Source organism: Nocardiopsis ganjiahuensis DSM 45031 (genome assembly GCF_000341085.1).
Lineage (GTDB): Bacteria > Actinomycetota > Actinomycetes > Streptosporangiales > Streptosporangiaceae > Nocardiopsis > Nocardiopsis ganjiahuensis.
In genome coordinates, this window is the sequence record NZ_ANBA01000002.1 from 438,516 (window position 1) to 460,463 (window position 21,948).

Sequence of the window (21,948 nt, forward strand, 5' to 3'; positions counted from 1 at the left end):
GCCCCTCCCCGTCCCCGTCCCGGCATGCTGGGGCGGGGCGCGGACGGGGAGGGGTTCGGATGGCCGTCGAGGAGTACGTGGTCGCCACGCTGGTCGTGGTGGTCGCGGTCATCGCGGGACAGCTGGTCGCCGGGCGGATCAGGGTGCCCGGCGCGGTGGTCCTGGTGGTGCTGGGCATGCTCCTCGGGGTGGTGCCGTGGATGCATTCGCTGTCCATCACCCCCGAGATCATCCTCCTGGTCTTCCTGCCGCCGCTGATCTACAACGCGGCGTTCTTCTCCTCCCCCAAGGACATGCGCGACCTGGCGCGGCCCATCGTCGTGATGTCGGTGGGGATGACCCTGGCCACCGCGTTCGGACTGGCCGGGATCGTCCACCTGCTGCTGCCGGACGCGGGATGGCCCGCGGCGATCGCGCTGGGCGCGGCGATCGCACCGACCGACGCCGTGGCCGCCTCCGCGATCCTCAAACGGGCGGGGACCCCGCGCCGGGTGCTGACCATCCTGGAGGGCGAGTCCCTCATCAACGACGGGGTCGCCCTGACCCTGTTCAGCCTGGCTGTCACCGCGATGACGCACCCCCTCACCCCGGCCGACGCGGCCCTGGAGCTGGGCGAGGTGGTGGTGGGCGGACTGGTCTACGGCGCGGTGGTGGCCGTGGCGGTGGCCTGGGCGCGCGTCCGGATGCGGGACGCCTCGCTCCAGCTGATGACGGCGCTCATCACCCCGTTCGTGGCCTACATCCCCGCGGAGATGGCGGGGTTCTCCGGGGTGCTGGCCGCGGTGGTGGCCGGTTTCTACCTCGGCACGCACGGCGAGGGGTTGTTGCCGCCCCGGGTGCGGGTCAGCGGGCAGACCATCTGGACCACGCTGGTGAGCCTGTTGGAGGCGATGCTGTTCGTGCTCCTGGGCCTGCAGCTGGACGCCGTGGTCCGGTCCGTGCAGGAGGACTACGCCTTCGTGCAGCTGGTGCTGGTGGCCCTGGCCGTGACCGCCACCGCGATGGCGGTGCGCATGGCGCTGATGCTGTTCGTGACCCCGCTGCAGCGGTACCTGTCGAGAGAACGGCTGGACGGCTCGGGCTTCAAGGAGCGTGTGGCGATCGGTTGGAGCGGCATGCGCGGGGCCGTGTCCCTGGCGATCGCGCTGTCCCTCCCCGCGACGCTGGGCGGCGAGGACTTCACCGACCGGGGCGCGCTCGTCTTCATCGCCGGCGTGGTCGTGATGGGCACCCTGGTCGGACAGGGGAGCACACTGCCGTGGGTGCTGCGCAGGCTGGGGCTGACCGACGAGGGCACCCGTCGGCGGGAGTTCCTGCGGGCCGAGTACGAGATGGACTGCGCCGCCGTGCGCAAGGTGGACGAGATGCTCACCGAGGGGGACGTGGACGACCGGACCGCGGACGCCGTGCGGGAGCGGTACGCGAAACGGATCGGCGCGGTGAAGGGACTGCTGAACGCGGAGGGCGCGGACCTGGACCGGGTCAAGGAGGACGCCCGGGACCGCAAGGCGGTCTTCGGCCAGGTCGACCAGGCCCGCCGGGACGCGCTGATGGCGCTGTACCGCTCGGGGGAGATCGACTACGACGTCTTCACCGGGGTGACCCGGGACATGGACCTCCGCGGCCCCGGGGGCGGTCCGTACGGCGTCTGACCGGGGACGGGCCGGAACCCTCCCCAGCGGGCCGGGAGTCCGCGGACCACTGGTGGTACCGGGTACCCAAGAAAACTACAAACTTTCTTAACCATTTCCGTTGACGGGCTCCTGGCGCAACTCTAAGGTCTCCTAACAATTACCGGCTCACAGAGCACAGACCCTTCGTCTCCCCGCTCGACGAAAGGAGCACCCCCATGCTCGGCCCCCGGAACACCCGGCTCGCCCTTCTCGGCGGCCTCGCCGCGACAGCCACCGCGCTCGTCACCTCCTGCGGCACCCTCACCCCCGACCCCACACAGGTCGAAACCGTGTCCGACAGCGTCGAGGTCCAGCAGACCGACCAGTGGCTCACCGGCTACTGGCACAACTTCGACAACGGCTCCACCGTGATGCCGCTCTCCGAGATCCCCGGCGAGTACAACCTCGTGGCGGTCGCCTTCGCCGACAACCACCCCGAACTCGACGGCGGTATCACCTTCAACCTCGCCGGAGACGAACTCGGCGGCTACACCGACGCGCAGTTCCGCGACGACATCGCCGCCATCCAGGCCGAGGGCCGCAAGGTGATCATCTCCGTGGGCGGCGAGATCGGCCACGTGGACGTCACCAACCCCACCCAGGCGCGGAACTTCGCCGACACCACCTACGAGCTCATGCAGGACTACGGGTTCGACGGCGTGGACATCGACCTGGAACACGGCATCGACGCCACCCACATGTCCGACGCCCTGCACGACCTCAGCGGCAAGGCCGGCTCCGACCTGATCGTCACGATGGCCCCGCAGACCATCGACTTCCAGAGCCCCGGCGCCGGGTACTACCAGCTGGCCGAGAACATCTCGGACATCCTCACCATCGTGAACATGCAGTACTACAACTCCGGCTCCATGCTGGGCTGCGACGGCAGCGTCTACACCCAGGGCACCAGCGACTTCGTCGCCGCCCTGGCCTGCATCCAGCTGGAGATGGGCCTGGACCCGAGCCAGGTCGGCCTGGGCCTGCCCGCCGTGCCCTCCGCCGCCGGCGGCGGCTACCTGGAGCCCAACGGCATCGTCGCCGCCCTGGACTGCCTGGAGGCCGGAACCAGCTGCGGCTCCTTCTCCCCCGACACCCCGTACGGTCCCATCGGCGGCGTGATGACCTGGTCCATCAACTGGGACGCCACCAACAACTACGAGTTCGCCGACACCGTCTCCCAGCGCCTGGGCAACGGCCCCGGCACGTCCCCGTCCCCCAGCCCCACCGAGGAGCCCACCGAGGGTCCGGGCGAGCCCGACTGCGACGCCGCCGCCTGGAGCAGCGGCAGTGTCTACACGCAGGGTGACTCCGTCTCCCACAGCGGTTCGGTCTACACCGCCCGCTGGTGGACCCAGGGCGAGGAGCCCGGCACCACCGGCGAGTGGGGGGTCTGGGACCGCGTAGGCGGCTGCTGACCGACCACACCCCCGCGGGCCCTCACTCCCACCCCGCGGCCGGCGGCCCGTCGCCTCACTCCCCTCCCCGACGGGCCGCGCAACGAGAAAGGGGCGGGACGCCTTTCCCCGGCGTCCCGCCCCTCTTGTCGTTGCCGGTCAGACCACCGGGAGGGTGGGGCGCAGGACGCTGGGGGCCACGCCGTCGCTGGCTTCGGCGATGCGTTGGCGTTCCTCCGGGACCGGGCCGTAGGTGGTGGTGCGCTGGCGGACCGGGCGGCCCGTGGGTTCGACGAGCGCCTTGATGTCGCTGATGGTCTTGAACGAGCCCTGCCCGGAGCCGGCCATGCGGCTGATGGTCTCCTCCATGAGCGTGCCGCCGACGTCGTTGACACCGCCGTCGAGCAGCTGGCGGAAGGTGCCCTCGTTGAGCTTGACCCAGGAGCCCTGGATGTTGTCGATGCTGCCGTGCAGGAGCAGGCGGGCCAGGGCGTGCACCGCGCGGTTCTCACGGACGGTCGGTCCCGTGCGGGCCAGCCCGGCGAGATAGATCGGCGCGTTGGTGTGCACGAACGGCAGCAGCACGAACTCGGTGAAGCCGGGCCTGCCGTTGCGTTCCTCGGACCGTTCCTGGAGCGAGCGCAGCAGCTTGATGTGCGACACCCAGTGGTGCGGGGAGTCCACGTGCCCGTACATCATCGTGGACGTGGTGGGGATGCCCAGGTCGTGGGCGCTGGTGATGACGTCGATCCACTCACTGGCGGGCAGTTTGCCCTTGGTGAGGATCCACCGGACCTCGTCGTCGAGGATCTCCGCGGCGGTCCCCGGGATCGAGCCGAGCCCGGCCTCGCGGGCGCGGGTCAGCCACTCGCGCACCGGCAGGTTGGTGCGGGCGGCGCCGTTCACCACCTCCATCGGGCTGAAGGCGTGGACGTGCATCTCCGGGACCCGTTCGCGGACGGCGGCGGCGATGTCGAAGTAGGCGGTGCCGGGCAGGTCCGGGTGGATGCCGCCCTGCATGCACACCTCGGTGGCCCCGGCCTTCCACGCCTCCTCGGCGCGGTCGGCGACCTGGTCCAGGGAGAGCGTGTAGGCGTCGGCGTCGGTGCGCCGCTGCGCGAAGGCACAGAACCGGCAGCCGGTGTAACAGACGTTGGTGAAGTTGATGTTCCTGGTCACGACATAGGTGATGTCGTCGCCGACGGTGTCCCTGCGGATCCGGTCGGCCAGGCCGGTGAGCGCTTCCAGGGCGTCGCCCTCGGCGTGCAGCAGGGCGAGCGCCTCGGCGTCGCTGAGCCCGGCCGGGTCGCGTTCGGCGCTGCGCAGGGCTGCGGAGATCTCCGGGTCCAGGCGGCGGGGCACCGCGCCCTCGCGGTCCACGCCCGGGGTGAGTTCGTCCCAGTCTCCGTAGACGGCGTCGAAGTCGCTGCGCCGGTCGCCGGTGCGGCCCTCGGTGTCGATCTCCGTGTGCAGGTCGGTGCGGCCGGAGGAGACCAGGACCGCCTCGGGCTCCTGCCAGGGGCGGCCCACCAGCGGGGCGTCCTCGCGGGCCAGCCCGGTCTCCGGGTCCACCAGGGCGTCGATGTGCGCGCGCAGGCGCGGGTCCACCCAGGGTTCACCGGCCCGGATGTACTCCGGGTAGACGGTGAGGCGCTCGCGCAGCGCGAACCCCTGGGCGGCGGTCCGGGCGGCGAGGTCATCGATCTGGGGCCAGGGACGCTCGGGGTTGACGTGGTCGGCGGTGAGCGGGGAGACACCGCCCCAGTCGTCGATGCCCGCGCGGATCATCAGCTCGTACTCGTCCACACCGCCCTGGTCGGCCCCGATGAGGTTGGGAGGGGCCTGGATGTGCGCCTTGGGGCCCATGACGAGGCGGGTGACGGCGATGGTCGCGGCCATCATGTCGCGCTCGGCGTCGGGGCGGTGCATCATCGCGGTGTCCGGCTTGGCCCGGAAGTTCTGCACGATGACCTCCTGGATGCCGCCGTAGCGGCGGGAGACCCCGCGCATCGCGAAGATCGACTCGGCCCGGTCGGTGACCGTCTCACCGATCCCGAGCAGGATGCCGGTGGTGAAGGGGACGCTGGAGCGCCCGGCGTCCTCCATCGCGCGCAACCGCACGGCGGGGTCCTTGTCGGGGCTGCCGTAGTGGGGCTGGCCCTTCTCCTCGAACAGGCGCCTGGAGGTGGTCTCCAGCATCATGCCCATGGACGGGGACACCGGCTTGAGCCGCTGGAGGTCCGACCAGGTCAGCACCCCGGGATTGAGGTGCGGGAGCAGTCCCGTCTCCTCCAGGACCATGATCGCCATGGCGCGGACGTAGGACAGGGTGTCGTCGTAGCCGCGCGAGTTCAGCCACTCGGCGGCCTGCTTCCACCGGTCCTCGGGCCGGTCCCCCAGGGTGATGAGGACTTCCTTGCAGCCCATCTCGGCACCCTTGCGGGCGATGTCCAGGACCTCGTCCGGGGACATGAAGGGGGCGTCCAGGCGGCCGGGGACGGTGGCGAAGGTGCAGTAGTGGCAGCGGTCCCGGCACAGTCGGGTCAGCGGCACGAAGACCTTGCGGCTGTAGGTGATCACACCCGGACGGCCGGCGGCTTCCAGGCCCGCGTCGCGGACCCTTCCGGCGTGGTCCAGCAGCCGTTCGAGGTCCTCGCCGCGGGCGTGCAGCAGTACCTCCGCCTCGGTGACGTCAAGGGTCTTGCCGTCCCGGGCCCGGGCCAGCGCCCTGCGCATGGCGGACGCCGTCGGCGTGGGGACGGGGGCAGGATCGTTCGCACCACTCATACCGGCCCACACTACGCGTTCGCTGTTTTGCGGTCGTCGCCGCCACCCGGTGGCCGTCCGGGGCAAGGACCGCACGCCCGGACCCGAATAGTCTGGCGGGGTGCTGAATCGGCTTCGACGGAACACGTGGGTACGGCTGGCCCTGCTCCTGCTGGTGTGCGCGTGCGCGGGCGCGGCCCTGTACGCCAACTGGACGCAGGCGCGCGACGCCGTGTCCGAACTCCCCCTGTGGGTGCTGCCCGCCGCCGTCCTGGCCGGGATGCTGGGGCTGGCGGCGCAGATGCTGGCGTGGCGGTCCCTGCTGGCCGGCCTGGGGTCCCCCCTGCCGCGCGCGGTGGCCGCCCGGGTGATGTTCGTCGGGCAGCTCGGCAAGTACCTGCCCGGGTCGGTGTGGGCGTTCGTGGCGCAGGTGGAGCTGGCCCGGGACTGGAGGGTGCCGAGATCGCGCGGGGCCGCGGCGACCCTGTTGGCGATCGCCGTGACCGTGGCCGTGAGCCTGGCGGTGGCCGCCGTGGCGCTGCCGCTGTCCTCGGCCGAGGCCGCCCGCCGCTGGTGGTGGGCGCTGGCGGCCGCGCCGCTGCTGCTGGCCTGCCTGCACCCGAGGGTGCTGGGGTGGGGTGTGCGGTTGGCGGCCCGGCCCTTCGCCCGGTTCAGGGAGGTGGCCGAGGCGGGTCCGCTGGTGGTCGGCGGGGGCCCGGTCGCGGCGTCCGTGGGCTGGACCCTGGTGGCCTGGGTGCCGCTGGGCGCGCACGTGTGGCTGCTGACCTGGGCTGTGGGCGGCGACGCGCTGAGGTCGGCGGGGCCCGCGGTGGGCGCGTACGCGCTGGCCTGGACGCTGGGGCTGCTGGTGGTGTTCGCCCCCGCCGGTCTGGGGGTGCGCGAGGTGGTCCTGGTGGTGGCGCTGGCCCCGGTGGTGGACGCGGGTGCGGCGCTGGTGGTGGCGGTGCTGTCCAGGCTGGTCATGACGGTGGCGGACGTGGGCTGGGCGGGGTTGGCGGTCCTGCTGTCCAAGGCCCCGGAGCCGGATGCCGAACCGGCGCCCGGAGGACCCTGAGCCCCGGCCCTGTCCCCTGGCTCAACCGAACAGGAAAGAAACCTTCCATTTTTGGGAGGCGCGTCCTATGCTCGGGCCGTATGAACTGGGCCCCCCGCTTCCCACGTGTCCTGTCCGCCCCCGCCGTGTCACTGCTCCTGGTGCCGGCGCTGCTCGGCGCCGCCGCACCGGCCGCCACCGACGACCCGCCGCCCGAAGGCCCCTCCCACGCCTACGTCAAGCCCGCCGGGATCGAGTGCGACCGGGGCGCGGGCACCCTCACCGTGGTCGGACAGCTCTTCCCGGTCCTCAGCGAGTCGGACGGGGGACAGTCCGAGCTCTCCCTGGCCCTGGCCGCCGAACTGGCCTCGGAGGAGGAAGAGGGCACCGGAGCGGAGGAGACCGCCGACCTCGAACTCGTCCTGGTGCCGCAGGCACAGACCCTCCCCGGGATCACCGCCGAGGAGATGGACGAGGCCGCCCAGCGGGCCGGAACACTGACCGCCACCCTGTCCGGCGCCGACGGCAGGCTCCTGACCGGTGACGATCCCCCCGTCCTGTCCTGGGCGGACTGGGAGCCGCCGCTGGGCTTCTACGAGGTGCGCGTGGCCACCGAGTCCTTCTCCCTGCCCGGGTTCGGCGAGTGCGCGGTGGTCGCCGAGACCCCGCTCAGCAGCGTGCAGGTGGGCACGGACGACGAACTCGGCGAGCAGCTCGCGAACGGTGCGGACGAGGCCGCCGCCGACAGCGGATCCTCCGGCTGGCGGGACCTTCTGCCCTGGTTCGTCCTGGGCGCGGGCGTGCTCGGCGCGGTCTTCCTGCTGGTGCCCGTCGTGCTCCACCTGCGCCGCCGCGGACCCCGGGGCCGGGCTTCCTGAACCACGTCCGCGCCCCGGGGACCCTCCGGGCTCAGGTACCGAGCAGCTGCCCGGTGTACGCCTTCCAGTACGGTTCGGCGTCCACCGGGCGGACACCCGCCCTGAGGCGCGCGGGCTCACCCGGCCGGTAGAACGCGGCCAGTGCCCGGGCCAGGTCGGCCACGTCCCCGGGTTCGCAGAGCAGACCGTCCACCCCGTCGCGCACGTGGTCGGCGAGGGTGCCCGCCCGGGTGGCGATCACCGGCAGGCCGTGTTCGTGCGCGAGCCACACGTTCTGGGTGGCGGTGGCCGAACGGTAGGGCAGCACCAGGGCGTCCGCCCCGGCCAGGAGCCCGGGCAGCTCGTCGGCGGGCACGTACCCCTCCCGGAAACGGACCCGGTCGGCCAGGCCCAGCTCCCCGGCCAGGGCCGACAGCTCCCCCGAACCACCCCAGAACTCACCCGCCACGGTCAGCGCGACGTCCTCCGGCGCGCCCTCGGCCAGGGCGCGCAGCAGCACGTCCACGCCCTTGTAGGGCCGGACGATCCCGAAGAACAGCAGGCCCCGGCGTTCCCCGGACCGCTCCTGCGAACGCACGCCCCCGGTCTCGGGCAGGTGCGGGGGCATCTCCGCGACCACGGGGCGCGGCCCCGCCGGCCCGAGGAGCCCTTCGGCGAGGCGGCCCTGTTCGGCCGAGTGGGTGAGGACCCCGTCGACCCGGCGCAGCAGCGCCCGGACCAGGGACACGTCGACCGCGCGCCGCTCGTGCGGCAGGACGTTGTGGCACAGCACCACCACCCGCGGGCCCTCTCCGGTCCCCCTGCGCAGGGACCGGATCCCGGCGAGGACGCCCAGGTAGGCGGGCACCTGCACCGGTGAGAACAGGGTGAGGACCACCAGGTCGTCCCGGCGGGCCAGGCGCCGCCCGGTCCGCCACCAGCCGTCCGGGCGGTACCAGGCCAGCTCGTGGCGGGTGTCCGGGAACGGCTCGCCCTCGGGGTCGGTGATGGTCTGCTGCCCCGGGTACAGCGCGGCCGGGTACTGCGCCCGCCACGACTCGATCCCCACGGTGTGGCCGAGGCCGCGCAGCCGGTGCGCGAGCTCGGTGGTGTGCCGCGCCCCGCCGCCCTTGTAGGGGTGCGCGGGACCCACGAGGGTGATCCGCCTGGTCACGGGCGCCCCCTGGCCGTGGTCGGTTCCCTGGTCGCTCACGGGTGCTCCCTGGAACGCACGATGAGGTCGGCCAGGAGCGCGATCGCCGCGATGATCAGCCCGGTCATGAGGATCATGACGGTGTTGTTGGGCATGTAGAGCGGGTTGCGGACCTGGTCGTAGACGAACTTGGCCGCTCCGACGCCCAGCAGCCACAGCGCGGGCGGCATGAGGACCTTGAGCGGGTTGAAGTACATGACCATGCGCAGCACCTGGAGGATGTACCGGTAGGCGTCGCGCACGAAGTGGAACTTGGAGGTGCCCGCCCGCTTGGCGTACTCGATCGGCACGTACTTCACGGGGTGCTGGTTGGACAGGAACGCCAGCGTGATGGTGGTGACGCAGGAGAACCCGGGAGGCAGCAGGCGCAGGTAGGGGCGGGCCACGTCCTTGCGGAACACCCGCAGCCCGGAGTTGAGGTCGGGGATGCGGGTGTTGGTGAGGCGTTCGGCGAACTTGCGGATCACCCACTTGGCGGGGACCCGCAGCGCCTTGTGCGTGCCCATCTCCTGGGTGCGCGCGCCCACGACCTGGTCGATCTCGGGGTCGGCGTCGAGCATGGCGACGAGCTCGGGGATGCGTTCGTTGGGGTAGCTCATGTCCGCGTCGGTCCACACCACGTACTCGCCGCGCGCCCGCTGGCTGCCGATCCGCCGTACGGTGCCCGATCCGCCGTTGTGCCCGAAGGCCACCACCTTCATGTGCGGGAAGGCGTCGGCGACCTCGCGCAGCCGGGCGAGGGTGTCGTCGGTGGAGGCGTCGTCGACGGCGAGCAGCTCGTACCCGTACCCGGAGGCGTCCATCGCCGAGCAGATCCGCTTGATCTCGTCGACGACGTGCTCCTCCTCGTTGTAGCAGGGGAGCACGATCGTGACCCGCACGGGCGGGGCGTCGGTGCGCTCTTCGGGGAGTTCTTCGGCGTCTGCGTGGTTCATGGATTCTTCTCAGCGGCGTGGCGAGGGGCACGATGCGGTCGGAGGGCACTCGGGGGCGGGCAGGACCGCGGTCCACACGCTCCCGTTGAAGCTCCAGCTTCCGGTCGGAGGCTCCATGAGGGTACTCGGGTCCATCTGCGCGACGACGTGGAAGTGCCGCTCCGGCTCCACCGAGGAGTCGGTGAGCTCGTCGATCAGGTCCCACTCCGGCGCGACGAGAACGGCGTCGCGGCCGCGCTCGTGCACGGCGGACACCACGCGCTCGACCGCCTCCGGGGAGAGGTCGCCCAGTGCGGCGGTGGGCACCCCGCACACGTTGCGCAGCAGCGGCATGTAGTTCCCCGCCATCCCGGAGTCGACCACGATGACCGAGGCGTACGCGGGCAGCGACTCGCAGAGCCGCTCGGTCTGCGCGACCGTCCCCACGTCCTGCCGGTACCCCATGATCCCCGCGGCGGACGTGGCAGCGGAGGGCCCGATCAGGGACACCGCGGCGCCGGCGGCGACCACGGCGGGCAGCGTCCGGACCAGCGGCCCGGCCCCCGCGTCGCGGACGGACCTCTCGCAGTAGCGGGTCAGCCAGGCCAGGAACCACACGGCGAACAGGATGAAGGCGGGGATCACCAGCACGATCAGGCGCCTGCTGGCCCAGGGGTGGTCCGGGGTGATGGCCGGGCGCAGCAGGGTCGTGGCGACCGTCCACACGAGCACCATGGCGGGCAGCAGCCACTGGAGGTCGCGGCGCTGGGTGAGCCTGCGCAGGACGAGGGCGACGCCGAGGGAGGCGAACAGGACGGTGCCCAGCCCGACGTACCAGCCCACCCAGTACAGGCTCATGTCGTAGTAGGTGCGGCTGCCCTCGACCGGCAGGCCCTCGATCTGCTGCACGGAGGCGACCCACTGGTCGGTGAAGTCGCTGCCGTGCCCGTAGTCCGGCCAGAACAGGGGGCGGATCGCGAACCCGGCCATGACCAGCAGCGCCAGCAGCGCCATCGCGTTGGGCAGCCAGCGGACCCGTTCGGTGTGCGGGAGCCCGTACCGCCACAGGGCCGCGGTGAGCACGACGGTGGCGAAGACGACCCCGAAACCGATGAGCAGGAGCGGGTTCAGCGAGTCCGCGAGGTACTCCAGATAGGGATAGGAGTAGCCGTACCCCGCGACCAGTCCGTAGACGACGCCCACGACGAGTCCGCCGAGCAGCGGCAGCGCCTGCCCGCGCCGGGCGACCAGGATCAGGCCGACGAAGCCCACCACCGGCAGGAGGTCGCGGATGGCGTCGATGCGCACCAGCACGCCCAGCCCGAACACCACGCCGGCCGCGGCCGCCAGCGTCTGCGGCCCACCCCACCGGTCGGTGAGGGTCCGGCGGCGGGACAGGGCGTCGAAGGCGATGACCAGACCGCCCAGGAGCAGGATCTGCGCGAGGGGCTCGCTGTAGGTGAACCGGCTGACCCACTGCTGGGGCAGGCACACCGCCAGGACCAGGGCGGCCAACGGGGCCCAGCGGGCCCCGACCAGGCGGGCGGTGAGCCCGGCGAAGGTGAGCACGCCCAGGGCGCCCAGGACCGGGGTGGTCACGAGCATGCCGTCGAGCCCGCCGAGCCAGTAGCCGATCGACAGCACCAGCGGAGCCCCGGCCATGAACTGCGGCCAGATGACGTCGTCGCGCTGGTAGTAGGCGAGGCTCTGGTAGCTGAGCGCCGGGTCGTCCCCCGCGATGAGTTCGCGCTGCTGCGGGATGGGCAGGTAGCCGTTCTCCGCGATCCAGGCGGTGTACATCGCGTAGGAGGCCGGGTCGCGCCGGATCACCAGGGCCTCGGCGTGGAAGGCGATCTGGACGGCGGCGAAGGCCGCCGTGATCACCAGGACCGCGATCACCGGCCACCAGGGCGTCTCCTCCCCCTCCGGCGGGTCCGGTACGAACCGGGGCACCAGGGCGCAGGCCGCGACCACGGCGGGAAGACCGAGGAAGGCCCCGGTCAGCGGGGTGAACTGACCGATGACCAACAGGGGGAAGGTGACCAGGAGCCAGGCCGAGAGGGCGATCGCGGGAAGCGCGGTCACACGGGCGAGGAACCGTCCGGGAAGCAGGCGCATGAAGGCAACTCTGGCAGTTCGCGCCACCGTACGCACACGGCGGCCCCTCCCCGGAGCGACCGTGGCAGAAGGTCCGCCTCGGACGGTGCCGTACGGTCCGGGCGCCGGTGCGCGGAACCCGGTTCGGAGCACGCCCTAGCATGGGCGTCATGTCCGACTCTCCCGCGCGACTCTGGCGCGCCCTCGTCTCCGCCGATCCCACACGCCCGTTCGTGACCTCCTACGACGAACTCGGCGACCGGATCGAACTGTCACGGGCCACCCTCGACAACTGGGTGTCCAAGACCTCGAACATGCTCGTGGACGGCTTCGGCACGCAGCCCGGCGACCGGATCGCCCTGGCCCTGCCGCCGCACTGGCAGTCGTTGGCGTGGCTGCTGTCCACCTGGTCGGTGGGGGCCGCCGCGGTGCTCTCCGCCGAGGGTGTGGCCCCGGGGACCGAGGTCGCGGTGGCCGACCCGGAGCGGCTGGAGGCCGCCCTGGACAGCGGCGCCGAGGAGGTCGTGGGCACGTCCCTGGACCCGCTGGGCCTGCCGCTGCGCGAGGTCCCGCCGATGGTCACCGACTACACCGTCGAGGTGCGCGGGCACGGCGACCACTTCCCCGCCTACCCCGTGGACGCCGCCGAACCCGCCCTGGAGTCCGCCGGCCGGACCCTCACCGGCACCGAGGTGGTGAAGGCCGGGCAGGCCCTCGCCGAGGAGTGGGGCCTGGGCGAGCAGGACCGGCTCGCGGTGGTCGTCGCCCCCGACGCCCCGCTGACCGCACTGGGTGAGGACCTGTCGGTGCTCACCGCGGCGATCTCCGCCGGGGTCCCCCTGGTGCTGACCCCGGCCCCGGCCGAGGGCGACCTCCAGCGGTTCCTGGACCGGATGGGCACGGAGCGGGTGAGCGTCCTGTACGGGACCGAGCCCGCCGGGGAACTGCCCTTCCGAAGGGTGGTCTGACGCCGGGGCGGACCGGACACGGGACGGGGCCGGTGTCCTGACCGTTATGTCGCCTTGGTAGAACGCTCCGGTGAACAACGACACCCTCGCGTCCCTGATCCCACTCCTGGTCGTGACGGCCTTCCTCCTCTACACGGGGGCCCGCCGGACCGTCTCCGCGCTCTCGCGGCGCCGACGCGAACTGGGGCTGGCCCGGTCCGGGGTCCGCGCACACGGGGTCGTCTCCGCCGTCCACCCCATGGAGCGTTCCGGAAGGCAGCCGGTGACCGTTCGGTTGCAGGACGCCCGAGGGGGCACCTGGGAGGCGGTCGACGGTTCCGGGACAGGCGGGTACCTCCTCCGCGAGGGCACCCCGGTCACGGCGCTGTACGCCGCCCAGGACCAGGCGAACGTACGGGTGGAGCGCGCGGCCTTCCCCGGGGACCCCATGCGGGACTACCCCCTGTACCGGGACGGGATCCCCCGCCCTCCGTCGCTCGTGGCCGCGCTGTTCCCGCTCGCGATGAGCCTGGTCATCCTCGGAGTCGCGGCCCTGGTCATCGCGAACAGAACCGGCACCGCCCTGGCCGTGATTCCGCCGACCTTCGTCCTGGTGGGCCTGGGAGTGCTGGCGAGCGCGTCGTACCGCCTGCTCACGGACCGCAGCCCCCGACCCGAGTACAGCGCCTCCGCCACCGGAGCGGTGACCGACAGCTGGACGGAGAGCAAACGCGTGCGCCGGAACAACGGGGGCTGGAGAACGGTGCGGGTGCACCCGTTCACGGTCTACTTCCAGGCCGCCGACGGGCGTGAGGTCCACCTGCGGCACCCTGTCGCCACGGGCGGCTTCGCACCCGCCGTCCAGGAGCGGCTGCGGCTGGAGTACGACCCCGCCCATCCGCCGCACTACTCCCTCAGCGACCACCCGAACGCGGGGAGGATTCCGGTTCTGGTGCCGTTCTTCGTGGGTACGGTCTTCGTCCTCGTCGGCACGGTGCTGACGTTCGTGTTCTGACCGGCCGCCTTTTCTGGGTCCCGCCCCGCTCACACGGCGAGGTCGTGGCCGGAGGGGCCGCCCCGTCCCTCCTTCTTCTTCTGGACACGCGCTTGTGCCCGGGCGGCCTCACGGGCCTCCTTCCGGGCCCGGCGGACGAGGCGCTCCTCGCGGGCGGCGCGTTCGGCCTCGGCCCGGTAGGCGTCGGCGGCCTGGGCGGCTTGGTCCGGGTGCATGGTGTCCCCCTGTGGTGAGTCCGTGTCCGCCGGGCCGTTCCTCCCGGCTGAGTCCAGACTCCCGGTAAGGACCCGCCTCCCACATCGGGAGAATCCACCGAACACCGACGCCGTGCCCCGCCTCAGGTGGCGCGGGACACGGCGTGAGGGTCTCTGAGGTACCTCAGCGGCCCTCAGGAAGGGGTCGGGGCCCTCGGTCCGCGGGGGTTCAGGACTCCCGGTAGTAGGGGTCGGCGGCCACGCCCTTGCGCTCGGCCTCGTCGTAGGTGTAGACCTCGCGGCCCTCGACGAACACGCGCTGGGCACGGCTCATGATGTCGAGCGGGTCTCCGGACCAGACCACGACGTCGGCGTCCAGGCCGGGCCTGAGGGAGCCCACCCGGTCGTCCAGGCCCATGATCTCGGCCGGGTTGAGGGTGAGCGCGCGGATCGCGGAGTCGCGGTCCATGCCCTCCTTGACGCACAGGATGGCCTGGTAGACGAGGAACTCGATCGGGATGACCGGAGCGTCGGTGGTCAGGGCGACCTTCACCCCCGCACGGTCCAGGATGCCCGGGTTGGCCAGCGTCCTGTTGCCGACCTCGACCTTGGAACGGCTGGTCATCAGCGGCCCGGTGATGACCGGGATGCCGCGCTCGGCGATCTCGTCGGCCAGCAGGTGGCCCTCGGTGCAGTGGTTGATGATGAGCCGGTAGCCGAACTCGTCGGCCAGGCGCATCGCGGTGTGCATGTCGTCGGCGCGGTGCACGTGCTGGCACCAGGGCACCTCGCCGTCGAGCACCTGGACGAGGGTCTCCAGGGTGTTGTCGCGGTCGAAGGGCTTGCCCTCCTCGGCGGCGTGGTCCCGCTTGGCCTTGTAGTCCTGGGCCTTGGTGAACGCGTCACGGATGACCGCGGCCACGCCCTGGCGGGTGGAGGGGAGGGTGTCCTTGTTGCCGTAGACGCGCTTGGGGTTCTCACCCAGGGCGCTCTTGACGCTGGCGGGCTCCTTGAGCAGCCGGTCCTCCACGCTGCGGCCCCACATCTTGATGGCGACGGTGCGGCCGCCGATGGGGTTGCCGGAGCCGGGCTTGATCACCGAGCTGGTGACACCGCCGGAGAGCGCGTCGACGAACCCCTGGTCGGCGGGGTTGATGGCGTCGATCGCACGCATGCGGGCGCCGTTGGGGTCGGTCATCTCGTTGGTGTCGTCACCGGCCCAGCCGATGGTCTCCTCGTGGATGCCGACGTGGCCGTGGGCCTCGACGAAGCCGGGCAGCACCCACTTGCCCGCCGCGTCGACGATCTCGGCGCCCTCGGGAACGGCTACGTCGGAGGCCGCACCGACCGCGGCGATCTTTCCGTCGGTGATGAGAACCGTTCCACCGTCGATGGGGTCTCCAGCGACGGGAACGACGTATCCGGAAGTGATAGCGATATCCATGGCGGGCAACCTAGTCCATGGACGGTCACGTTCCCAAGGCTGTTTCCCGATCGATCACCCTACGAACCGGTCATCCTGTGGGCCAGCGAGCGGTGAGGAGCTCGGACTCGGGGGTCAGGTCGACGCTGGCCTCCTCGATGGAGTCGCGCACCATCCGGCAGTGGCCGACGTCCTCGGTGTCCCCGGTGAGCTCGCCTCCCTGGGCCGCGAAGGCGTAGACCATGCTGGGCCGGTCGGCGAACTCCATGAGCCGGAAGGCGCCGCCGAGCCCCGGATGGTGCGGGGTCTCCTCGGGGATCACCCCGAGGTCGACGATGCCCGCCTTGACGAGGTCGGCGAGGAAGTCGCGCTGGCCGTTGAGGACGGCCGCGCCGCCCTGGGGCCGCTGGAGCACGGACTCGTTGAGGACCACCCGCAGGGCCGGACCGTCAGGGCCGGTCATCGCCGCCCGCTCGGCCATCTCGTCCTCCACCAGTGCGTCGATCTCCTCGCGGCCCACGTGCGGATAGCGGGGTTCGAGGATCGCCCGCGAGTACTCGCGGGTGCGCAGGAAGACGGGGACCGCCATCGGCTGGTGCTCCCACAGGCGGGTCGCGTGCGTGCCGAGTTCGCTCATGTCTCCGAACTCGCTGGGGAAGGCCTCGGCCTGGAGCGTGATGGCCCAGGCGTCGACCAGCTGGTGTTCGGTGCCGAGCGCGGTGTCGACCCGTTCCACCAGTGAGCGGGCCGGCCTGCAGTGCGCGTCCTCGACCTCCCGGAGCTTGTCGTCGGTGACCCCGACGTTCCTGGCGAGCTCGGCGCGCGAGAGGCCCCGGTCGGAGCGGGCACGCAGCACCCGCGCCCCGAAGGGGAGCCACATCGCCGACGGCAACGCGGTGTTCACGTCCATAACCTCTCCCGTCCTCGCCCGGCACCTGCAGACACCTCCAGGGGCATGTGGTGACGTACCCTCGGGTTCGACACCCCAGCCCCTGCAGTCCGACCCTCTCCCGCGCCGGGGCGGCTGGTCAAGCGACCGGGCGGGTGCGGCCATCCGTGATAAGTCAGTACAAGGCCGACGATGTCACACCAGGCCTGTCGAGTGTTTCCCCCGATTGGAAGGTCCGTTGGTCTACCTCGCCCTCTTCCTCACCGTGATGTCGATCGCGTTCTGGGTCTACGTGTTGTTCGACGTCGTCGGATCGGACGCCCAACGGGTCCGCCTCCTGCCCAAGCCCGCCTGGGCCGTGATCGTCCTGCTGCTCCCCAAGATCGGCGCCGCGCTGTGGTTCGTCCTGGGCCGTCCGCCCCGGGACGCCGCTCTCGCCGGCGGCCCCGCGGGTCCGCCTCCGCCCTTCCCCGAGTACGAGCACCCCGGCCGCGCCCGCGCCGTCTCGCCGGAGGAGGACGAGGCGTTCCTGCGGCGCTGCCGTGAGCGCGCCGAGGAGCAGCGCCGCCGCGCCAGGGAGTTCCAGGAGCAGGAGACCCGCGAACACCGGGAGCGGGAACACGGTCGGCAGGCCGACCGGGCGGCCGAGGGGGACACCGAAGCCGGCGGCAGCGAACAGCGCGGGCCTGGGAGCGGGCCTGAGCGTGAGCGCGACGGCGACGAGGACCCGACCGGATCCGCGTCCTGATGCGGTCACGGAGTTTCGGTCAGGCCCCCCGCCGCATCTGGGGCGCTCCTGTTCGCAGTACTCTGTGTGCCGCCCCGCTGCGAACCTGATCTCGGAAGTGAACCGATGAACCGCTTGACTCTGCCGGTAGCGATCCTCGCCTCCACCGCCCTCCTCGCCACCGCGGCGTGTGGGAACGAGGAGGAGCCGCAGGCGCCCGAGGCCTCAGAACCCGAGACCTCCGAACCCGCGGCCGACGTGGAGGTCCCCGACGTCGAGGGGGCCACGCTCCACACGAGCGAGGGCGACATCGAGGTGGAGCTCCTGGCCGCCGAAGCGCCGCTGACGGTCACCAACTTCGTGGAGCTCGCCGAGGGCGACGGCCCGGAGAACCCGGAGACGGGTGAGGCGGAGTTCTACAACGACACGGTCTTCCACCGCGTGATCGACGAATTCATGATCCAGGGCGGTGACCCGACGGGCACCGGCCGCGGCGGCCCCGGATACCAGTTCGAGGACGAGTTCGACTCGGGACTGGGCTTCGACGAACCGGGCCTGCTGGCGATGGCCAACTCGGGTCCGGACACCAACGGGTCCCAGTTCTTCATCACGGTCGAGGCCACCCCGCACCTGAGCGGTATGCACACCATCTTCGGCAAGGTCGCCGACGAGGAGTCGATGGCGGTCGTGGACGCGATCTCGACGGTCGAGACCGACGAGGCCGACCGCCCCACCAGCGACATCGTGCTGGAGTCCGTCACCATCAAGCGCCCGGGCGACTGACCGCGCCCGGTTCGGGACCGACACACGGACGGCGGCGGCGCCCCTGCTGGGCACCGCCGCCGTCCGTGTGTGCACGGGTCACAGCCGTGCGGGCGCTCAGCGCCGCCGTTTGGCCATGGCCGCGCGGGCGCGTTCGACCGCCGGTCCGATCGCCTCGACCAGCCGGTCCACGTCCTCCCCGGTGGAGGTGCGGCCCAGGGACAGGCGCAGGCTGCTCAGGGCGACGTCGGGCTCGGCCCCGGTGGCCAGCAGCACGTGGCTGGGCTGTGCCACCCCCGCCGAGCAGGCCGAGCCGGTGGAGCAGGAGATGCCCTTGGCGTCCAGCAGCATCAGCAGGGCGTCGCCCTCACAGCCCGGGAACGACAGGTGGGCGATCCCCGGGAGCCGCAGCTCCGGGTCGCCGTTGACCACCACGTCGGGCACGGCCTCGCGGACCCGGGACTCCAGTTCGTCACGGAGCGCCGTCAGATGCTTGACGTGCTCGTCGCGTTCCCCGACCGCCGCGTGCACGGCGGTCGCCAGCCCGCGGCTGAGCGGGGCCGACAGGGTTCCGGAACGGATGTCGCGCTCCTGTCCGCCGCCGTGCAGAACCGGGGTCGGAACGAGCCCCCGCGCGACCACCAGCGCGCCGACGCCCACCGGGCCGCCGAGTTTGTGGCCGCTCAGCGTCAGGGCGCTCACCCCGCTCGACGCGAAATCGACCTCCTCCACACCCACGGCCTGCACCGCGTCCGTGTGGAAGGGGATCCCGTACTCGGCGGCGACCGCGGCCAGTTCCCGCACCGGCTGCACGGTGCCGATCTCGTTGTTGGCCCACATCACGGAGATCACGGCCACCGACGCGGGATCGCGCTCGATCGCCTCGCGCAGGGCCTGCGGGCGCACCCGGCCCAGGGCGTCCACGGGGATCTCCTCGTGGACGGCGCCCTGGTGGTCGGCCATCCAGTGGGCGGGGTCGAGCGCGGCGTGGTGTTCCACGGCGCTGACGAGGATCCGCGTGCGCGCCGGGTCCTCCGCGTTGCGGGACCAGTAGAGGCCCTTGATCGCGATGTTGTTCGACTCGGTCCCGCCCGCGGTGAAGACCACCTCGTGCGGGGTGGCTCCCACCGCCTCGGCGACGCGTTCGCGCGACTCCTCGACGGTACGCCGAGCGGACCGTCCGTGGCCGTGCAGGGACGATGGGTTGCCGAGGGCACCGAGCTCCGCCGCCACATCGGCGATCACCTCGGGGCGGACCTCGGTCGTGGCTGCGTGATCCAGATACACCATGGCGCATTCCAGGATACGTCCGACCACGTACGCCCTCACCCGCCGTCCCCCGTTTGTCCGCAGCCCGCGACCCGCCCCCGGTCGCACGCGCGCCGGCCCACACGGCGCCGGTGCCGGAGGAGCAGGGCTCCCGGGGCGCCCCGCGCCGCCCCCGAACTCCCCCGCGGCCGGGGAACAGGTGGGGTTGTCCACAGGTTGGCGCCGCTCCCCTCCCGATCCCGCACGGCCCGATAGCCTTGGAGCATGCCTGACTCCGCGTCCACGCAGTCCGCCCCGACCACCGCCGCCCCTGTCGGCGGGCACTGGCCCGCGCCCACCGCCCCCCGACCGGTGCGCGCCCGGATCTCCCTGCCCGGTTCCAAGTCCGTCACCAACCGGGCCCTGGTACTGGCGGCGCTCTCCGCCACGCCGTGCCTGGTGCGCCGCCCCCTGGTCAGCAGGGACAGCGAGCTCATGGTGGGCGCCCTGCGCGCGCTCGGCACCAGGATCGACGAGGTCCCCGCCCGGGAGCCGGACTCCGCGCCGGACCTGCGCGTGACCCCGGCGCCCCCGCGCGGCCCGGCCGACGTGAACGTCGGCAACGCCGGCACCGTCATGCGCTTCGTGCCGCCGCTGGCGGCCCTGGCCACCGGTGACGTGCGCTTCGACGGCGACCCCCGCGCCCGGGAACGGCCCGTGGACGAGCTCCTCACCGCCCTGCGCGTCCTGGGCGCCGACATCGACGACGAGGGACGCGGAGCCCTGCCGCTGACCATCCACGGGGCCGGGTCCGTACGCGGCGGCGAGGTCACCCTGGACGCCTCGGGCTCCTCCCAGTTCGTCTCGGCCCTGCTGCTCAGCGGCGCCCGTTTCGCCGAGGGGGTGCACGTCCGGCACGAGGGCCCGCCGGTCCCCTCGCAGCCGCACCTGGACATGACCGTCGAGATGCTGCGCGCGGTCGGGGTCACCGTCACCACCGGGGAGAACTGGTGGAAGGTCGAGCCCGGGCGGATCTCGGCCGCGGAGATCACCGTCGAGCCCGACCTGTCCAACGCCGCTCCCTTTCTCGCCGCCGCCCTGGTCAGCGAGGGCGAGGTCACCGTCCAGGGCTGGCCGGAGCAGACCACCCAGGCCGGTGACGCCCTGCGCGATCTGTTCACCCGGATGGGCGGGGAGGTCTCCCGGTCCGGTGCCGACGACACGGACCTGACTCTGCGCGGCACCGGCCGGATCCACGGGATCACCGCCGACCTTCGCGACGTGGGCGAACTCACCCCGACCATCGCCGCCGTGGCCGCCCTGGCCGACTCCCCCTCCCGGCTGACCGGGATCGCGCACCTGCGCCGCCACGAGACCGACCGCATCGCGGCGCTGGCCACCGAGATCAACCGCCTGGGCGGAGACGTGGAGGAGCTGCCCGACGGGCTGGTCGTCCGGCCCCGGCCCCTGCACGGCGGGGTGTTCCACTCCTACGACGACCACCGGATGGCCACGTCCGGTGCGGTGATCGGGCTCGCGGTGCCCGGTGTGGAGGTGGAGAACATCGCCACCACTCGCAAGACCCTGCCCGACTTCCCCGGCATGTGGTCGGAGGTCCTGGCATGAGCCGCACGCGGGGCGGGGGACGCCACCTGGACGAGGACGACATCCGCGTACGCGCCCGGGGCGGCTCCAAGCCGCGCACCAGCAAGCGGCCCAAGCACGAGAACGCCGTGCAGGGCCTGGTCACCGCGGTGGACCGGGGACGGTACCGCTGTCTGGTGAACGACGTCCCGGTGGTCGCGATGAAGGCCCGTGAGCTCGGCCGGGGCTCGATCGTGGTCGGCGACCGGGTGGACGTGGTCGGCGACCTGTCCGGCAGACCCGACACCCTGGCCCGCGTGGTCCGGGTCCGGGAACGCGCTTCCGTGCTCAGACGCACCGCCGACGACACCGATCCGGTCGAGCGGGTGATCGTGGCCAACGCCGACCAGCTCGCCATCGTCTGCGCCCTCGCCGATCCGGCCCCGCAGCCCCGGTTCGTGGACCGTTGCCTGGTCGCCGCCTACGACGCCGGACTGGAGCCCTTGCTCTGCCTGACCAAGGCGGACCTGGCCTCCCCCGACGAGATGCTGAGCACCTACAAGCCGCTGGGACTGCCGTACGAGGTACTCAGCCCCGACGGCGGCCTCGACGAGCTCCGCGCCCGCCTGGCCGACAAGACCACGGTGTTCGTGGGCTCCTCGGGCGTGGGCAAGTCGACGCTGGTCAACCGACTGGTCCCGGGGACCGACCGGGCCGTCGGCCACGTGAACGCGGTCACCGGCCGGGGGCGGCACACCTCCACCTCCGCACTGGCCCTGCGGTTCGAGGGCGGCTGGCTGATCGACACCCCGGGCGTGCGCAGCTTCGGCCTGGCGCACATCTCCCCCGAGGAGATCGTCACGGGCTTCCACGACCTCGCCGAGATCGCCGAGGACTGCCCACCCGGCTGCACCCACCAGCCCGACGCCCCGGAGTGCGCCGTCGAGGCCGCCCTGGGCCGCGGCGAGGTCGACCCCGAGCGCGTGGCCTCCCTCCGGCGCCTGCTCAGCAGCCGCGAGGGCGACGAGGAGACCGACCCCGAGCAGCCCCCGCCCGGCCCCCACTCCTGACCGTCCCGGGCTACAGGGGACGCGTGTCGGCGTGCGCCGCGAGACCGGGGGCCGAGGCCCGCCCGGCGCCCCGGGGCCGCCCACCGTCGCCGTCCGCCTCCGAAGCGCCACCACGGCCGCC

18 protein-coding genes are annotated in these 21,948 nt (G+C 72.3%); 10 read left to right on the forward strand and 8 right to left on the reverse strand.

Annotated elements, in window-relative coordinates:
• The first annotated feature begins 59 nt into the window (after positions 1–59).
• Both D458_RS0102520 and D458_RS0102525 read left to right on the forward strand, forming a co-directional pair.
• A complete protein-coding gene (locus tag D458_RS0102520) occupies positions 60–1,652 on the forward strand; it encodes a Na+/H+ antiporter (RefSeq protein ID WP_017585152.1) in 1,593 nt (530 codons plus the stop codon).
• A 197-nt stretch (positions 1,653–1,849) separates the two neighbouring features.
• Positions 1,850–3,088 carry a glycosyl hydrolase family 18 protein gene (locus D458_RS0102525; protein WP_017585153.1) on the forward strand — a complete coding sequence of 413 codons (1,239 nt, stop codon included), beginning with the start codon at positions 1,850–1,852 and terminating at the stop codon, positions 3,086–3,088.
• A gap of 138 nt (positions 3,089–3,226) precedes the next feature.
• On the opposite strand, the gene D458_RS0102530 is transcribed toward D458_RS0102525, so the two are convergent.
• Positions 3,227–5,854 (reverse strand): bifunctional FO biosynthesis protein CofGH, encoded by a 2,628-nt coding sequence (locus D458_RS0102530; protein ID WP_083936216.1) that lies wholly within the window; start codon positions 5,852–5,854, stop codon positions 3,227–3,229.
• 100 nt (positions 5,855–5,954) lie between these two features.
• On the opposite strand from D458_RS0102530, the gene D458_RS32805 reads away from it, so the two are divergent.
• Together D458_RS32805 and D458_RS0102540 are read left to right on the forward strand one after the other, a co-directional pair.
• Positions 5,955–6,908 (forward strand): lysylphosphatidylglycerol synthase domain-containing protein, encoded by a 954-nt coding sequence (locus D458_RS32805; protein WP_017585155.1) that lies wholly within the window; start codon positions 5,955–5,957, stop codon positions 6,906–6,908.
• Between the two features lie 80 nt (positions 6,909–6,988).
• The gene (locus tag D458_RS0102540; RefSeq protein WP_017585156.1) at positions 6,989–7,765 is read left to right on the forward strand and encodes a hypothetical protein; all 777 of its coding nucleotides are present in this window, start codon (positions 6,989–6,991) and stop codon (positions 7,763–7,765) included.
• A gap of 31 nt (positions 7,766–7,796) precedes the next feature.
• Here D458_RS0102540 and D458_RS0102545 read toward each other — a convergent pair whose 3' ends face one another.
• Genes D458_RS0102545 through D458_RS0102555 form a run of 3 tightly spaced genes read right to left on the reverse strand, consistent with a single transcriptional unit; the run spans position 7,797 to position 11,989 of the window.
• Positions 7,797–8,918: a glycosyltransferase family 4 protein gene (locus tag D458_RS0102545; protein WP_026118922.1), complete on the reverse strand. Its 1,122-nt coding sequence runs from the start codon at positions 8,916–8,918 to the stop codon at positions 7,797–7,799.
• Between the two features lie 35 nt (positions 8,919–8,953).
• Positions 8,954–9,892 carry a glycosyltransferase family 2 protein gene (locus D458_RS0102550; RefSeq protein WP_017585158.1) on the reverse strand — a complete coding sequence of 313 codons (939 nt, stop codon included), beginning with the start codon at positions 9,890–9,892 and terminating at the stop codon, positions 8,954–8,956.
• A 9-nt stretch (positions 9,893–9,901) separates the two neighbouring features.
• Positions 9,902–11,989 carry a hypothetical protein gene (locus D458_RS0102555; RefSeq protein ID WP_020480264.1) on the reverse strand — a complete coding sequence of 696 codons (2,088 nt, stop codon included), beginning with the start codon at positions 11,987–11,989 and terminating at the stop codon, positions 9,902–9,904.
• 140 nt (positions 11,990–12,129) lie between these two features.
• On the opposite strand from D458_RS0102555, the gene D458_RS0102560 reads away from it, so the two are divergent.
• Both D458_RS0102560 and D458_RS0102565 read left to right on the forward strand, forming a co-directional pair.
• On the forward strand, positions 12,130–12,936 hold the full coding sequence (locus tag D458_RS0102560; protein WP_017585159.1) for a TIGR03089 family protein: 807 nt from the start codon (positions 12,130–12,132) through the stop codon (positions 12,934–12,936).
• A gap of 70 nt (positions 12,937–13,006) precedes the next feature.
• On the forward strand, positions 13,007–13,930 hold the full coding sequence (locus tag D458_RS0102565) for a DUF3592 domain-containing protein (protein ID WP_017585160.1): 924 nt from the start codon (positions 13,007–13,009) through the stop codon (positions 13,928–13,930).
• Between the two features lie 29 nt (positions 13,931–13,959).
• Here the strand turns inward: D458_RS0102565 and D458_RS0102570 are convergent, their stop codons facing one another.
• The 3 genes from D458_RS0102570 to D458_RS0102580 all read right to left on the reverse strand — a co-directional run bounded on the left by D458_RS0102570 (position 13,960) and on the right by D458_RS0102580 (position 16,457).
• On the reverse strand, positions 13,960–14,145 hold the full coding sequence (locus D458_RS0102570) for a hypothetical protein (protein WP_017585161.1): 186 nt from the start codon (positions 14,143–14,145) through the stop codon (positions 13,960–13,962).
• Positions 14,146–14,353: 208 nt separating this feature from the next.
• Entirely contained in the window at positions 14,354–15,568 is a 1,215-nt protein-coding gene (locus D458_RS0102575; RefSeq protein WP_017585162.1) for an amidohydrolase, read from the reverse strand.
• 70 nt (positions 15,569–15,638) lie between these two features.
• Positions 15,639–16,457 (reverse strand): helix-turn-helix domain-containing protein, encoded by an 819-nt coding sequence (locus D458_RS0102580; RefSeq protein ID WP_017585163.1) that lies wholly within the window; start codon positions 16,455–16,457, stop codon positions 15,639–15,641.
• 217 nt (positions 16,458–16,674) lie between these two features.
• Between D458_RS0102580 and D458_RS0102585 the strand changes: the two genes are divergently transcribed.
• Positions 16,675–17,184, forward strand: coding sequence for a PLD nuclease N-terminal domain-containing protein (locus D458_RS0102585; protein WP_017585164.1), 510 nt, complete (start codon positions 16,675–16,677; stop codon positions 17,182–17,184).
• Between the two features lie 105 nt (positions 17,185–17,289).
• Positions 17,290–17,946: a peptidylprolyl isomerase gene (locus D458_RS0102590; protein WP_017585165.1), complete on the forward strand. Its 657-nt coding sequence runs from the start codon at positions 17,290–17,292 to the stop codon at positions 17,944–17,946.
• A gap of 96 nt (positions 17,947–18,042) precedes the next feature.
• Here the strand turns inward: D458_RS0102590 and D458_RS0102595 are convergent, their stop codons facing one another.
• The gene (locus D458_RS0102595; RefSeq protein WP_017585166.1) at positions 18,043–19,215 is read right to left on the reverse strand and encodes a cysteine desulfurase family protein; all 1,173 of its coding nucleotides are present in this window, start codon (positions 19,213–19,215) and stop codon (positions 18,043–18,045) included.
• Between the two features lie 243 nt (positions 19,216–19,458).
• Between D458_RS0102595 and aroA the strand changes: the two genes are divergently transcribed.
• Positions 19,459–20,799, forward strand: coding sequence for a 3-phosphoshikimate 1-carboxyvinyltransferase (gene aroA / locus D458_RS0102600; RefSeq protein ID WP_017585167.1), 1,341 nt, complete (start codon positions 19,459–19,461; stop codon positions 20,797–20,799).
• Positions 20,796–21,827, forward strand: a complete 1,032-nt coding sequence (rsgA, locus tag D458_RS0102605; protein WP_017585168.1) for a ribosome small subunit-dependent GTPase A — start codon at positions 20,796–20,798, stop codon at positions 21,825–21,827. Before aroA ends, rsgA begins: the two co-directional genes overlap by 4 nt.
• The last annotated feature ends 121 nt before the right edge of the window (positions 21,828–21,948 follow it).